The 14,127-nt window shown below is 64.3% G+C and carries 12 protein-coding genes and 1 pseudogene; 3 read left to right on the top strand and 10 right to left on the bottom strand.

Annotated elements, in window-relative coordinates:
• Positions 1-99: 99 nt before the first annotated feature.
• Complete coding sequence (locus BB28_RS11040; protein WP_046253547.1) at positions 100-1,764, top strand: (2,3-dihydroxybenzoyl)adenylate synthase; 1,665 nt, start codon at positions 100-102, stop codon at positions 1,762-1,764.
• On the opposite strand, the pseudogene BB28_RS11035 reads toward BB28_RS11040, so the two are convergent.
• The 9 genes and pseudogenes from BB28_RS11035 to BB28_RS10995 all read right to left on the bottom strand — a co-directional run.
• Positions 1,750-2,340 (bottom strand): annotated as a pseudogene (locus tag BB28_RS11035) (peroxiredoxin); the annotation flags it as partial. The gene BB28_RS11040 and the pseudogene BB28_RS11035 overlap by 15 nt on opposite strands.
• A gap of 79 nt (positions 2,341-2,419) precedes the next feature.
• On the bottom strand, positions 2,420-3,772 hold the full coding sequence (locus BB28_RS11030; protein WP_191985251.1) for a salicylate synthase: 1,353 nt from the start codon (positions 3,770-3,772) through the stop codon (positions 2,420-2,422).
• A 108-nt stretch (positions 3,773-3,880) separates the two neighbouring features.
• Positions 3,881-6,562 (bottom strand): fumarate reductase/succinate dehydrogenase flavoprotein subunit, encoded by a 2,682-nt coding sequence (locus BB28_RS11025; RefSeq protein WP_046253544.1) that lies wholly within the window; start codon positions 6,560-6,562, stop codon positions 3,881-3,883.
• Positions 6,562-7,305 carry an ABC transporter ATP-binding protein gene (locus BB28_RS11020; RefSeq protein WP_046253543.1) on the bottom strand — a complete coding sequence of 248 codons (744 nt, stop codon included), beginning with the start codon at positions 7,303-7,305 and terminating at the stop codon, positions 6,562-6,564. Before BB28_RS11020 ends, BB28_RS11025 begins: the two co-directional genes overlap by 1 nt.
• Positions 7,302-8,180, bottom strand: coding sequence for an ABC transporter permease (locus BB28_RS11015; protein ID WP_046253542.1), 879 nt, complete (start codon positions 8,178-8,180; stop codon positions 7,302-7,304). The genes BB28_RS11020 and BB28_RS11015 overlap by 4 nt, the downstream gene beginning before the upstream one ends.
• Complete coding sequence (locus tag BB28_RS11010; protein ID WP_046253541.1) at positions 8,177-9,574, bottom strand: ABC transporter substrate-binding protein; 1,398 nt, start codon at positions 9,572-9,574, stop codon at positions 8,177-8,179. Before BB28_RS11010 ends, BB28_RS11015 begins: the two co-directional genes overlap by 4 nt.
• Positions 9,575-9,587: 13 nt before the next feature.
• A complete protein-coding gene (locus BB28_RS11005; protein ID WP_030095683.1) occupies positions 9,588-9,815 on the bottom strand; it encodes a 4Fe-4S dicluster domain-containing protein in 228 nt (75 codons plus the stop codon).
• An 8-nt stretch (positions 9,816-9,823) separates the two neighbouring features.
• Positions 9,824-10,567, bottom strand: coding sequence for a GntR family transcriptional regulator (locus BB28_RS11000; protein ID WP_046253540.1), 744 nt, complete (start codon positions 10,565-10,567; stop codon positions 9,824-9,826).
• Positions 10,568-10,771: 204 nt separating this feature from the next.
• Positions 10,772-11,641, bottom strand: a complete 870-nt coding sequence (locus BB28_RS10995; RefSeq protein WP_046253539.1) for a LysR family transcriptional regulator — start codon at positions 11,639-11,641, stop codon at positions 10,772-10,774.
• Positions 11,642-11,700: 59 nt separating this feature from the next.
• On the opposite strand from BB28_RS10995, the gene BB28_RS10990 reads away from it, so the two are divergent.
• Positions 11,701-12,858 (top strand): FAD-dependent monooxygenase, encoded by a 1,158-nt coding sequence (locus tag BB28_RS10990; protein ID WP_046253538.1) that lies wholly within the window; start codon positions 11,701-11,703, stop codon positions 12,856-12,858.
• A gap of 103 nt (positions 12,859-12,961) precedes the next feature.
• Positions 12,962-13,276 (top strand): SDR family NAD(P)-dependent oxidoreductase, encoded by a 315-nt coding sequence (locus tag BB28_RS10985; protein WP_046253537.1) that lies wholly within the window; start codon positions 12,962-12,964, stop codon positions 13,274-13,276.
• 33 nt (positions 13,277-13,309) lie between these two features.
• Here BB28_RS10985 and BB28_RS10980 read toward each other — a convergent pair whose 3' ends face one another.
• Complete coding sequence (locus BB28_RS10980) at positions 13,310-14,023, bottom strand: siderophore-interacting protein (protein WP_046253536.1); 714 nt, start codon at positions 14,021-14,023, stop codon at positions 13,310-13,312.
• Between the last annotated feature and the right edge of the window lie 104 nt (positions 14,024-14,127).

Below are 14,127 nucleotides of genomic sequence, written 5' to 3'. Positions count from 1 at the left end.
CTCGATCTCACCTCGCGTTTTCGCTCTTAGTACAGGCTGCCCTAACTACGAGGAGGCTACCCTATCTAGACTGCGAGGGGTCACCCACGAGGAGCTGCGATGACTCAGGCCACATCGACCCCCATCCCTACGGCTGAAGGAGCCGCGACGGAAGGCTTTGTACCCTTCCCCGCGGCGCGTGCCGACGCGTATCGCGCGGCCGGGTACTGGACCGGAAGGACAGTCGAGTCGCTGCTGCGCACGACCGCCGCCAGACGTGCCGATCATCCCGCGGTTATCGACGAGCACCGCGCGATGACCTACCGCGAGCTCGACGTGACCGCCGACCGCGCGGCGCATGCCTTCATCCGGCTGGGCATAGCTCCCGGCGACCGTGTACTGCTGCAGCTTCCCAACCGGGCATCGTTTGCGGTCGCCTTCTTCGGTTTGATGCGTGCTGGCGCGATACCGATCATGTGCCTGCCGGGACACCGGGCCGCCGAGCTGTCTCATTTCATCGAGGTGGCCGACGCCGTCGCCCTGGTGATCACCGATTCCGCTGGTGGGTTCGACTACAGCGCGCTGGCCGTCGAGCTATCCACAAAGCATGCCTGCCTGCGCCACATCGTGATCGATGGTGACGTACCTGCCGACGCTACGGAACACTTCACTGCGTGGTCGGGGTTGCTGGAAAGCGTTGAGGTTCAAGGCGACCTACCGGCAGCGCAGACGGACCACCCGGCTCTGCTGCTGGTCTCGGGCGGCACGACCGCGGCACCCAAGCTCATCCCCCGCACCCATGAGGACTACGTCTACAACGCTTCTCGGGCCGCTCAGGTATGCGGACTCACCGAGGACGACGTCTACCTCGTGTCGCTGCCCGCCGGTCACAATTTCCCACTGGCCTGCCCTGGTCTCATCGGCGCGATAAGCACAGGTGCCACTACGGTTTTCCTTTCGGACCCAAGCCCGGAATCGGCATTTGAGACCATCGCGCGGCACCGGGTGTCCGTGACGGCCCTGGTGCCATCGCTCGCCCAGCTCTGGGCACAGGCCACCGCATGGGAGCCCGTGCTGCCGGAAACACTGCGGCTGCTCCAGGTGGGCGGTGCCAAGCTCGGCGCCGAGGACGCACGCACGGTTCGAGAATCGCTCACCCCGGGACTACAGCAGGTTTTCGGCATGGCGGAGGGCCTGCTGTGCCTAACCCGTCCCGGAGATCCATCGGACATCCTCGACAACACCCAGGGCCGACCTATGTGCGAGGCCGATGAGGTTCGCGTCGTCGACGAGGACGGCGCCGAGGTGGCCCCGGGTGAGGCAGGTGAGCTGTTAGTCCGCGGTCCGTACACACTCAACGGGTACTACCGCGCTGAGGCCGACAACATGCGTTCCTTCACCGCCGACGGCTTCTACCGCAGCGGCGATCGGGTGCGGGGGCTGCCGGGTGGTTATCTGGAAGTCACTGGCCGCATCAAGGACGTCATCCTGCGCGGCGGGGAGTCCATCGCTGCATTGGACCTCGAATCACACCTACAGACTCACCCGGCGGTCTACGCTGCCGCCGCAGTCGGATTACCGGATCAGTATCTCGGCGAGATTGTCTGTGCGGCAATCGTGTTCAAGGGAAAGCCGGTTGCGGCCGCCGAGCTGAATCAGCACCTGCAGGATCGTGGTGCCGCCACACACTCGCGAGTCGACAAACTGGTGGCCGTCCCCTCGCTGCCCCTCACCGCAGTGGGCAAGATCGACAAACGAGCCCTGCTCGCCTCATTGACGAGTTAGCGCTGCGCCGACCGGGTGCGACCTCAGCCACTCAAGCACACCTTGTGCGTGCGTGTTCGGCGGGAAGATCGGATAGAACACGTGCTCGATGGTTCCGTCCCGCACCACCAGGGTGATCCGCGTGTAGAGACGTGGGTGCCCGGCCGCGGCGAACGTGGGCAACTTCAGGGCATCGCCCAAGGCAAATTCCTGGTCCGAGAGCATCCGGAACGGCAGATGCAGTCGCTGGACAACCTCGGCCTGATAGTCCGCGTCTTGACTCGACAGTCCCCAGACCTGTTCGACGCCCGCTACCCGAAGCTCGTCGAAATGGTCTCGAAAATCGCAGGCCTCAGTGGTGCAACCCCGCGCACCGGGGATGGCGTCCCAGCCTTCCGGAATGTCAGCACCGGGGCGCCCTGTGAGCGGATACAGGTAGAGGACTGTGCGCCCCGCGGGAAATTCGCTCAGCCGCACCAAACTTTCGTCGCTGGCCGGGAACGTCAGATCCGGAATAGGCATACCTGGCAGGTGATCGGCGGCCCCGTCATCTATGGGAACAGGTAGACCGGCGGGCAATGCGGTGTAGTCGCTCATCTGGATACCTCACCTCGCGGGAACTTCCCGAGGATGCCCTGAGGGCCAGGCTAAGTCCAGCGCGACCGGTGGCAGTCGATTACCCCTCGCGCTGAACCACGTAAGGCGCAATGCTTCCGAGCTTTTCACAGGTCTCTTCAAACTCGCGGTCGGGGGTCGAGGCCTCGATGATGCCCGCGCCCGCACGCAGCCAGGCCTGCCCGTCCTGCTCGTAGGCCGCGCGTAGCGTCAGCGCCGCATCCAGTCCGCCATCGGGAGACATCATCAGCACCGCGCCGGAGTAGAGGCCACGCGGATGATCGTCGAGCCGAAGGATGGCATCGACACCCTCCGCCTTGGGGATACCCGAGGCGGTGACGGCGGGGAAGAGTGCCTCCAGCGCATCCATCCGGGTCATCCCGGCGCTCAGCTCTCCGCTGACGGTCGATCCCAGATGCTGCACGCTGCCGCGCTCACGCACGGTCATGAAGTCCGTCACCTTCGTGCTGCCCGTTTCGGCCACCTCACCGAGTTCGGCGAGTGAGCTGCGCACGGAAATCGCGTGCTCCACAATCTCTTTGGCATTCGATTCCAGGTCGTCACGCGCTACCCGATCGGCGTCCTCTCCCCGGCCGAATGCCCGGGTCCCGGCAAGCGGTTGAGTGATCACGGTACCGTCGGCTTCCACGGCGGCCACAAGTTCAGGGCTGTATCCGAGGGCACGAATGCCGCCGAGCCGCAGTAGGAACGAACGCACCGGCGTGTTGTTGTGACGACCGAGACGGTAAGTGGACGGGAAGTCCATAGCGAACGGAACTTCCACACGCCGCGACAGAATTACCTTGTGGTAGAGGCCCGATCGGATCTCGGCAGTAGCGATTCCTACGCGACCACGGTAATCGGATGGGTCCGGAATCAGGTCGATCGATGCCGGCGCCGGCGCTGGCGGAGCACCCTGATCGAGCACCCGCCGAATCTCGTCGACATAGCTCTCTTCACAGACCGACACTCCGTCACCGGTAATCACGACCTCCGCGCGCGGGGCGAAGACCCGCGCCATCGGCGTGCCGGGGGTCAACCGGTGCTGCAGGCCAAAGCGGTACGTGCCGAACTCGAACGCAACCCACCCGAAGACGCGGTGCACGCCGTCGGAGATCTCATTCACGGCTTGTTCCAGGGCGGCGCCGGGATGGCCCGACCAACCGCGCTGCTCCACAGCCCCGTCACGGATGATGCGCAGTCCGTCGCTGTCGAGTTCGACGGAGGCGCGGGCACCGATGGCGAGCACCCACTCACCGTCACGTTCGTAAATCAGATACTCGTCGCCGTTGCGCTCGGGGATTTCCTGCGCGAGAACGCTGGCGAGGTCGGCCGGCGCGAAACCGTCCGGCAGCCCCTCCTGCACAGAAACCCAGGTCTGGGCGCCGATACCGGAATCTACGACCGTACTCATCTTCGACACCTGAGTAAGCCTAGCCTATGCTAAGTGGCCCTGGTACCCGCCCGTAACATGACCTCCGCCACGTTGCCAAGCCCAATCCAGTGTTCTTCGACGCTCCTGTCAGCCGGCCGCAAGTGCTTGTCGCGCATAGGCTCTCACGTCAGCGTCGCCATCTTGCAACGCACCGGTCAGCGCATCGCGAACGGCGGGCTCCGTGGAGGCCCACTGGCTCAGGCTCAACACGGCCGACTTACGCACATCCAGATGTGGATCGTCCAGCGCGTGCGCCAACGGCCGCACGGCCTGCGCCGGATCCGCTCCGGCCAAGGCGCGCACCGCACCCTGACGGATCTGCCAGGCCGGAGCCTTCAGCGCCTCCTGCACGGCATCGATGATCTGGTCGTCGACGCCCAGCGCACCGACAGCCGTCAGCGCAGCGGCCCGTACCAAGGGGTCGCGATCGTGCACCAGCACCTGCACCGTCGCGCTACCGGCAGCCAACTTCGCAAGTCCGTTGGCCACGGCAATCCGCACCTCGCGGTTCTCATCCTCGGCAGCGGTGGCGATCGACACGGCGTCGTCCACAGACACCAGGGCACGCACGGCCTCGATTCGGACCCGGTGATCTGAGTCGCGCACCGACGCGATGTAAGCGGCTGGATCGCCGACCTTCCGCGCACTCGCCACATACAGCGCGGTACTGCGCACCAAGGGGTCGGATGCGCTGACATGATCGCCAATCGCGGCGGGATCCTCGAGCACCTCGACGAGCTCGCGCACTCCGTCCGCGGCGGTGCGACGCACGGACACATCGCTGTCCCCCAACGCATTCAACAGGGCCCCCTCGTAACCCGTGGGGATGTGCTCGGTGAGCGAGGCGATGGCGGTTCGGCGCACGCCCGGATCGTCGTCGACGAGGTACTGCAGCAGCTCCTCGAGGGTGGGAGCTTCCAAGGACAACACCGCGGCGATCCGCGGTGACGGCGGCTGCTCGGCCTCGGCGGCGATCACATTCGAGATCCGGGCGGCGGGCGCTTTCCCGCCCAGCAATTCGGGCTGATGCACCGGGATCGGATCGGTCTCCCCCGACGGCAGGTCGTCGAGACCCGGAACCGGGACGAAATACGGTGCGACGGGACGTTTCACGAAATCCATGGCGCCGTCGGCGGTCTTACGCAGGTTGAGGTGATAACGCCAATTCTCGTCGTCACGATCCGGCAGGTCTGCCCTGTCGTGGTAGAGGCCCCACCGTGATTCGGTACGAGTCAACGACGAGCGTGCCGCCATCTCGGCGCAGTCCCTGATGAACGACACCTCGGCCGCCCGCATCAGCTCATGCGGGGTACGCGCGCCGATCTGACCCACCTCGTCGGCCATTCGCTCAAATGTCTGCACCGCCAGTGACAACTTGGCCGCCGTCTTCGGCGGAGCCACATAGTCGTTGACGAAGCGGCGAAGCTTGTACTCGACCTGGGGCTGCGGAGGTCCGTCCGGGTGGCGTAACGGCCGGTAGATCAGCTCATGCGCCTCCTTGACTTGATCAACGGGGAACTCCAGCGGTACAGGAGTTTTCGACAGCGTCGAGGCCGCATGCTCACCGGCGAGATCGCCGTATACAAAGGCGCCGATCATGTAGTTATGCGGCACGCAGGCCAGGTCTCCGGCCGCGTACAGGCCCGGCACCGTGGTGCGCGCATGCTCATCCACCCACACGCCCGACGCCGAATGACCACTACACAAACCGATCTCGGAAATATGCATCTCGATGTCATGAGTGCGGTAGTCATGCCCGCGGTTGGCGTGGAAGGTGCCGCGGGTCGGCCGCTCGGTGGTATGCAAGATGCTCTCCAGCGCCGACAACGTTTCATCCGGCAGGTGAGTCACCTTGAGATAGATGGGACCGCGTGCAGACTCGATTTCGTTCTTGACCTCGGACATCATCTGGCCGGACCAATAATCGGAGTCGACGAAGCGCTCTCCCTGGGCATTGACCTGATAGCCGCCGAATGGGTTGGCCACATACGCACAGGCCGGACCGTTGTAATCCTTGATGAGCGGATTGATCTGGAAGCACTCGATGCCCGACAGCTCTGCCCCGGCGTGGTACGCCATTGCGTACCCGTCCCCCGCGTTGGTCGGGTTCTCATATGTGCCGTACAGGTAACCGGAGGCGGGCAGACCCAGGCGGCCACACGGCCCCGTCGCCAGGATCACCGCTTTCGCGCCGACCGTGACGAACTCACCGGTGCGGGTGTTGAAACCCGCGGCGCCGACAGCTCTGCCTTCATCGGTGAGTACCCGCACCGGCATGACGCGGTTCTCGATGCGAATCTTCTCTCGCATCGACTTCTGCCGCAGCACGCGGTACAACGCCTTCTTGACGTCCTTACCCTCGGGCATCGGCAATACATAGGAGCCCGATCGATGCACGCGCCGTACGGCGTACTCACCGTGTTCGTCCTTCTCGAACTTGACCCCGTAACGCTCGAGGCGCTGCACCATCGCGAAACCGCGTGTCGCCGTTTGGTACACGGTGCGCTGGTTCACGATGCCGTCGTTGGCACGGGTGATCTCCGCGACGTAGTCCTCCGGATCGGCCTTGCCGGGGATAACGGCGTTGTTCACGCCATCCATACCCATCGCCAGCGCACCGGAGTGCCGCACATGCGCCTTCTCGAGAAGAATCACCTGGGCGCCGTTCTCGGCCGCGGTCAGCGCCGCCATGGTTCCGGCGGTTCCACCGCCGATGACCAGGACATCGCAGTCCAGCCGGATAGCACTGTCAATTTCGGGGATCTGCATCAGGCGACAAGCTCCGTATGGTTCAGTGCGGCCAGGATTTCGGCGCGCAGCGCACTCCGATCACTATCGGCCTCACGGGGATAAGGAACGTCCAGCAGCGCACGCAGCGGCTGACCGGCGCGGCCCAGGACGGCGATTCGGTCGCCGAGTAACAGTGCCTCGTCCACATCGTGTGTCACGAACACCACCGTGGTGGGATGGCTGCGCCAGGTATCGATCAGCAGGCGTTGCATGCTGGCGCGAGTCTGGGCGTCGAGTGCTCCGAAGGGCTCGTCCATCATGACCGCACGCGGAGCACCCGCCAGACCGCGGGCCAACTGAACACGTTGACGCATGCCACCCGAGAGGCTCTTGGGCAGGTAGTCCTCAAAGCCCGTCAAACCGACGTCATCGATCCAGGTCTGCGCCGCCTGGCGCCGCCCCGCACGAGACACACCGCCCAGCTTGAGGGCCAGCTCCACGTTCGATTGCACCGTGCGCCAGGGCAACAACGCGTTGTCCTGGAACACCATGGCACGGTGCCGGGAGGTGGTGACAACCTTCTCGCCGTCGGCGTGAATGGTGCCCGAGTCGGGTGCGAGCAGCCCGGCTAGGGCGCGCAGCACGGTGGACTTGCCACAACCCGAAGGCCCGGTCAGGACAAGAATTTCCGCGGGACGCACGGTCAGGCTCAGACGGTTCACGACGGTGCGGCCGCCGTATCCGAGGGTGACGCCGTCGAGGACGAGGGTGGAGGCGCTCATGAGCGCGCCTCCTCGGCGCGGGGTAACCACCGTGTCACCCGGCGACCGACCAGCTCGACGGCCGCCGATGTCAGGAATCCGAGAACGCCGATGGTGATGATCCCGACGAACACATCGGGATATGCCAACACCGTGTATGACTGCCACGTTCGGTACCCGACTCCCAAACGACCCGAGATCATTTCGGCGGAGATCACGCATATCCATGCGACGCCGATGCCGACCGAGAGACCACCGAAGACTCCCGGAAGGCTGCCGGGCAGCACCACCCGGAGCAGCACATCCCAGCGGCTGCCGCCCAGGGTGCGGACCGACTCCTCCCACAGCGTGGGCAGGGCACGCACGGCGTGCCGCGTGCTCACCATGATGGGAAAGTAGGCCGCGAGAAAGGTGATGAACACGATCCCCGCCTCATCACTGGGAAAGAGCAGGATGGCCACCGGCACGATCGCGATCGCCGGAATCGGGCGAGCCAACTCGGTGAGCGGGCCGACGATATTCGCGAACAGCGGAGATCGCCCTAGCCAGATTCCGGTGATGACGCCGAAGACCGCCGCCAGGCCGAACCCGGTAAGAATCCGAATGGTGGACTGACCAAGGTCCAGCCAATACTGCTCGGTCCCAATACGTTTAGCGAGGGCCGAGACGATCTCGGTGACCGTGGGAAGAGTGTCGAATCGCAGCCCGAAACGCACCTTGTTGACCGTCAAGAGTTGCCAGAGCAGTACCGCCGCAGCCACGGACGACGCCCGGATACCCCAGGCCAGGTATCGCGAACCCTGCCGACGGGTACTCGCGGCCTCGCCGATCCGGTCACCGGCGGGCGTGAGGGCGACCGCGCGCGGACGCGCGTCCACGATGGGCAGGCTGCTCATGATGCCGCCGCCAGAGCCTGTGCGTAATCCAAGGGCGTCGCGCCGGGATGGGTGGAGATGTACCGGGTGGCACCCGCGTTTGTGGTGAACGGATGCAGCCCGGCCACGTCCCGGACCCACCAGGCATGATCGGCGAACCACCGCGTACCCAGCTCGGCATCTGAGACATAGGCGGCGCGAATCTTTTGGCCGGACGCGTTCGCTGCGTTGACGGCCTTCAACAGCTCCTGCGCCGTCGCATACACCTGCGTGGAATCCTTACCGTCGAACCAGATTTCGGCCGCTTGGCCCGGATCTGCCCCGGCGGCCGGTTGTAGCACCAGCGGATTGACCTTGGCCGCAAGTTCGGTTTCGTAGTTCTTGGCGCGCGTCATGTAGGCCTGGCGTAGCGGCCCATCCTGCACGAACTGATCGATGTCCAGATCGGCGAAGTCACCGATCGATTTCAGGTAGGGCACATCGCTTTTAAAGGCCTCGATGAGCGAGGGTTTGAGGGTGGTATCGAACGATGTGCCACCGGGCCCGTTGTAGAGGTACACCACCTCTTGAGGCAGGCCGCTGCCCTCGGCTACGAGCCGCGCCGCCTCGAGAGACTTCTGGTGGATGAAATCGGTTGCGTCGAGCTGAGCCTGCAGGAAGGCGTCCAACACCTCGGGATGCTGCTTGGCGTAGTCACGGCGCACCACCACCCCATGGAAGGTGGGGACGTCGAGCTCGGCACCGTCATAGAGCAGCTTGGCCTTCTTCTGGAAGACCAGCAGACCCGGCCACGCCACGAACTGTGACAACGCCTGCACCTGACCGGATTCCAGCGCAGAGGCACCGACCTGTGGCTGCTGGTTCAACACCTCGACATCCCCGGTGGGGTCGAGACCCTCGTTGCGCAGCGCACGCACCAATGTGCCGTGACCCGCCGAGCCGACACTGGCGGACACCTTCTTTCCCTTCAGTTCGGGCAGCGTCGTGATCGGTGAATTCGGTTGCACTACAACCATGTTGAGCGCACCCTTGGCGTTGTAACCGGTGATCGACACGAGTTCGGTACGTGCCTTCTCGTTGGCCTGGGTCTTGGATCCGTTGATCAGCAGCGGATAATCGCCCATCGAGCCGATGTCGATCTTCTCGGCGAGCATCTGCGCGGTGATCGGTGCTCCGGTGTCGTAATCCTGCCACTGCACCGTGTACTTGGTCCCGGTGCGCGATCCGGCCTCTGCGAGCCTCTTCTCGAGATAGCCCTGGGCCCGCAGTAGCGTGCCCGCGGTCACGGTGTTGATGGTCTTTGACTGATATCCGACGACGACTGTCACCTCATTGGCGGAGCCGGACCCGGAATCCAGCGAGCAGCCGGTGACGAGGGTGAGAAGAAGTGTGCAGAGAAGGGCTGTTCTCTTCATGAGCTGTCCTGACTTAACGGATGAGGTAGGGCATGTTGACGGTGACCGCACCGGTGGGACAGCGGGCCGCGCACGGTCCGCAGTACCAGCACTCATCGACATGCATGAATGCCTTGCCGTTTTCGGGATTGATGGCCAGTGAGTCCAGGGGGCAGATATCGACACACAACGTGCAGCCTTCGATGCACAGCGACTCGTCGATGGTGACCGGAACGTCGATACGATTGTTGACCAAAGTCATGAGAAGCCTCAGATATCCCTTAATAGATTGCTGCGCAATGTGATTCGATCACCGCGCATTCGGATGTACTCGAGGTCGACGGGGGTCCCGTCGTCGAGGTGGGTCAGCCGTTCCAGAAGCAGCAACGGCGCGTTATCGGGAACCTGCAACGTCGCGGCCGAATGCGAATCCGCCGAGACTGCCTCCAGCGCCAAGTTGGCCGATCCCAACCTGCGCCCGGTGACGCGCTCGATCAGGGCGAAGACGTCATTGCTCTCGAGCTGGTGCTCGATGACCGCCTCCCCCACATCCGAGGTCAGGTAGGTCTTGTCCAGGCTCAGCGGTAAATCTCCGAGGTATCGCAACCTCTCGATGAAAATGACCCGCGCACCGGGATCAAGGCGCAACCTGTGCGCGACCGCAGGAGGCGCGTTCACCTCCTGAATGACGCGAACCTCGTTCCAGACCTCGCCGTATCCCTTGAATGTCTCTTTCAGACCCAGCAGCGCGTCCAGTCCGTGCTCGTACTTGCGCAGCGCCACGTGGGTACCGGTACGCGGACCCCGCTCGATGAGGCCTTCTTCTTTCAGCGTGGTCAGCGCCTCGCGGACCGTGTTGCGCGAAACGAAGAACTCCGCGGCCAGGTCGTGCTCGCTCGGTAGGCCGCCGTCGGCGTATGCACCGGCATGGATCTGATGACGCAACACATCGGCCACCAGTCGCGCCTGATCGGCACGCGGGCGGCGCAATGGCGTGGGCTCGGCAGCGGCCACCAGTCCTCCTGACGTGAGACAACCTCGCCCACACGCTAAAGGCCAGCTCAATGGCCATCTGGCGGATGAATTCGATATCTGTCAGGTCGGCTTCAATGCGCCGGTTCCTACCCGCCTCTACCTGCAACGGACGGTCGCGTGTGCACCATTGCGCCACCGACGTGCGCGGCGCCGGATTGGATTCAGAGTGATCGGAACGGCCAGTCAGAGAGCGGCGCGGGCCCGCTCCAGGAAGACCCGCGCTGCGGGGCCGGCTGGACCGCCGAGGCGCCAGGCCAGTGCAAGTCGACCACGCAGCGCGGGCCGGATATCCGATGCCACTACCCCTTGCCGACCCCGGACGTACGGGGCAGGTACCACCGCCACTCCGAGTCCCTGCTCAACAAGGCTTACCAACGCTCGCGGTGAGCTCGCTTCAAAAGCCACATTCGGCGTGAGGCCTGCCGATCGACACGCGGTTTCCAGGATCGACCGCACGCCACTGCCGGTGGGCAGGCAGATCAGGGTGCGTTCACAGAGCCTCTCCAGCGTGACCGTGCGCCGTTTCGCCCACGGGTCATCGGCCGCGACCGCCGCCACCAAGGGCTGATCGTCGATGACCTGTAATCCCAGCCCCTCAGGTTGCTGCGCCCCCAGCGCCACAATGGCCCCGTCCAGAATGCCATCGCGCAACCCGGCAACAAGGTCCTCGCGCCCCGCCTCGGTGAGGGTGATGGTGATGGCCGGGTGATCACGATGGAACGCCGAGAGCAGCGGTGATAGGTCTGCGCCATGGGACGTCACGGTGCCGAACGCGATATGCCCGCGGAGGAGTCCGCCAATCTCGTCTGCCGCCTCACGCACCCCGGCAACCGCAGCGAGAGCGGCTCTCGCATAGGGAATCACCGCCTCCCCCGCATCGGTAAGGCGTACCCGACGCCCCGATCGATCAAACAAATCCTGCCCCAGTTCGCGCTCCAGAAGCCGGATTTGAGCGCTCACACCCGGCTGGGCGACATGCATTGCGGCGGCAGCTTTCGTGAAACTCGATGCGTCCGCGACCGCCAGCAGGTAGCGCAGCTGATGAATCTCCATAAGACTTGATTATAGATTTAGCAACTAATAGATCTTGGACTTCTGCAAGAAGCCATCCAATGCTGGAGTACATGAGCACAAACAAGACATCAGTCGTGATCGCAGGAGCCGGCATCGGTGGACTCACCTCAGCGTTAGCCTTGCACGCCAACGGGTTTGAGGTGAAGGTGCTCGAGGGCGCACGTGAAATCAAGCCGTTGGGTGTGGGCATCAACATGCTTCCGCACGCGGTGGGTGTGCTCACCGAACTGGGCTTGGGTGCGCGGTTGATGGGTATGGGCATCGCCACCACAGAGATCAGATTCTGCGACAAGCGCGGCACCGTCCTCTACACCGAACCACGGGGCCTGGCGGGCGACTACCTCCATCCACAGATCTCTGTGCACCGCGGCCAGTTGCAACTCATGCTTCTCAATGCCGTAAGGGAACGCATTGGCCCCCAAGCAGTTCAGACCGGCAACCCAGTTCTTGGATTCGAAAGCGACGGAGACCGAGTCCGCGTGCGCACCACTGGCCGGGACATCACCGGCACCGTCTTGATCGGTGCCGACGGCGTGAACTCGGTGATACGCACACAGCTGCATCCGGTCAATCCGTTGCGCTGGTCAGGCGTGCGGATGTGGCGCGGCGCCTCCGATGTCGGCCCCTTCCTGACCGGGAAGGCCATGATCGCCGCCCACGACGACACCGACCACGAACTCATCGCCTACCCAATCAGCGACCGCACTGTGAACTGGGTAGCCCTGGCACGCACCGATCCCTCCGGCGAACTACCGGCCGGGGCGCGCTGGAACGACCCCGTCACCCCCGATGAGGTGCTGGATCACTTCCCGGGCTGGGACTTTGGTTGGCTGAACCTCGACCGAATGGTTCGCGCTACCGAGCGCATCGTCGAATACCCGATGGTCGACCGTGACCCGCTGACCCATTGGGGCCAGGGCCACGTCACCCTGCTGGGCGATGCCGCCCATCCCATGTATCCGTTGGGGGCCAATGGCGGATCGCAGGCCGTGGTCGACGCCCGTTCGCTGGCACAGGCACTGTCCGAATTCCGCGACGATCCCGCACGCGGTCTGGCCGAATACGAGTCCCAGCGGATCACCGCCACCCGCGACGTGGTGCTGGCCAATCGCGCGATGCTGAAATCCTGGGGCGAAGAGTCGGCGGAGGGGCTGCAGGAGCTGGCGCAGTCCTACCGGCAGCGCACAAGGGCCTGATCCGCGGCGGACTCGGCGTGAATGGAATCAACAGCGGAGGTCATCCAACCAATCCACATGGCGCTCACACCCGAAATCCAGGAACCGCTGGCTCAATAAGGATATGCAGATCGACACGACCCCCGGCCCCGATGTTGTCGTCGTCCTCAACGCCGACGACCCGAGCGGGCGTGAAATTGTGCGGATACTGGTGCGCAACGGGCACCGTGTGGTCATCTGCGGCAGGCACGCCACCGATCTGACGAGGATGCTGCACGGCTATGGCGCAGATGAGGTCATGGCCATCGCCGCCGACGCCACCGACCCGCGCCAGCTACGCGAGCTGTGCCGGCGCGCGACCGACCGCTTCGGCACCGTCACCACGATTCTGGATGCTGCCGCGGGTCGGCAAATGCCGCGCCTGCGGCTCGCCTCCTAGAGCCGATCGACCCGTTTCGGCGGCACCGTTCCCTCAGGCCATCCAGTAGGCCTGGGCTTTCATCGCCCTACGCGGAATGCCGTAGTGATCCTTGAGAACTTGCGCCACCTCGCGCGTGGTCCGGGTGTCGCACGCCACCCATCCGAAGAAGTCGGGGGCATCGAAAGCCGCCTCACGCACCACCTGGACCAGTGATCGGTCGCCACGGCGATCTACCCAGACCGCATTCCCATTCACCGGCAGCGTCTTGTCGCTCTCGTGCGCGGCCTCCAGGAAAACCGTGGCCGGGCTGTCTCCGATGGCTTCCAGCAGGGAGTTGATCGCGGGCAGGGACGCGGTGTCGCCGACGATGACGTATCCGCGCGGAGCCGGAACCGGCAGTTCGAAGTGGCTGCCCAACACCGTGGCCTCGATGGTGTCGCCTACCCGGGCTGCCTGCGCCCAACGCGCCGCCATCCCGTCGTGCAGTGCGAATTCGATATCGACGGTATCGGCCTGCGGATCCGGGTTGACCAGCGTGTATCCACGCTGGTGCAACTTCTCCCCGTCCGAGAACCACAACCGGATCCACATGGTCGGATGAACGTCTCGGTCCTGCAGCAGGCCGCCCGCGGAGAAGCTGAGCCTCACATAATTATCGGTCAGCTCGCGCCGGCCGGTCACTGTTAGCTGGAAATCGCCGGCCCGGAACAATTTGAGAACCGCGCCCTGCCATCCACGTGTCGGTTGCGTCACTGTGCTCGGCATTACACCCTCCTCGATTCGCTGAGTGCGCTTTTAGTTTAGGCTAGCCTAACCATCTTGACCTGCACAGGGCTAGGGTTAGCCATCGACACTTAGGTAAGGGAATG

It is taken from the genome of Mycobacteroides chelonae CCUG 47445 (assembly GCF_001632805.1).
GTDB lineage: Bacteria > Actinomycetota > Actinomycetes > Mycobacteriales > Mycobacteriaceae > Mycobacterium > Mycobacterium chelonae.
This window is presented reverse-complemented; position numbering and strand designations above follow the sequence as displayed.

Excerpts from the sequence above, each read along its gene's own strand:
- BB28_RS11040 (WP_046253547.1), top strand. The coding sequence starts at position 100 with ATGACTCAGGCCACATCGACCCCCATCCCTACGGCTGAAGGAGCCGCG.
- BB28_RS11030 (WP_191985251.1), bottom strand. The coding sequence starts at position 3,772 with ATGAGTACGGTCGTAGATTCCGGTATCGGCGCCCAGACCTGGGTTTCT.
- BB28_RS11025 (WP_046253544.1), bottom strand. The coding sequence starts at position 6,562 with ATGCAGATCCCCGAAATTGACAGTGCTATCCGGCTGGACTGCGATGTC.
- BB28_RS11020 (WP_046253543.1), bottom strand. The coding sequence starts at position 7,305 with ATGAGCGCCTCCACCCTCGTCCTCGACGGCGTCACCCTCGGATACGGC.
- BB28_RS11015 (WP_046253542.1), bottom strand. The coding sequence starts at position 8,180 with ATGAGCAGCCTGCCCATCGTGGACGCGCGTCCGCGCGCGGTCGCCCTC.
- BB28_RS11010 (WP_046253541.1), bottom strand. The coding sequence starts at position 9,574 with ATGAAGAGAACAGCCCTTCTCTGCACACTTCTTCTCACCCTCGTCACC.
- BB28_RS11005 (WP_030095683.1), bottom strand. The coding sequence starts at position 9,815 with ATGACTTTGGTCAACAATCGTATCGACGTTCCGGTCACCATCGACGAG.
- BB28_RS10995 (WP_046253539.1), bottom strand. The coding sequence starts at position 11,641 with ATGGAGATTCATCAGCTGCGCTACCTGCTGGCGGTCGCGGACGCATCG.
- BB28_RS10990 (WP_046253538.1), top strand. The coding sequence starts at position 11,701 with ATGCTGGAGTACATGAGCACAAACAAGACATCAGTCGTGATCGCAGGA.
- BB28_RS10985 (WP_046253537.1), top strand. The coding sequence starts at position 12,962 with ATGCAGATCGACACGACCCCCGGCCCCGATGTTGTCGTCGTCCTCAAC.
- BB28_RS10980 (WP_046253536.1), bottom strand. The coding sequence starts at position 14,023 with ATGCCGAGCACAGTGACGCAACCGACACGTGGATGGCAGGGCGCGGTT.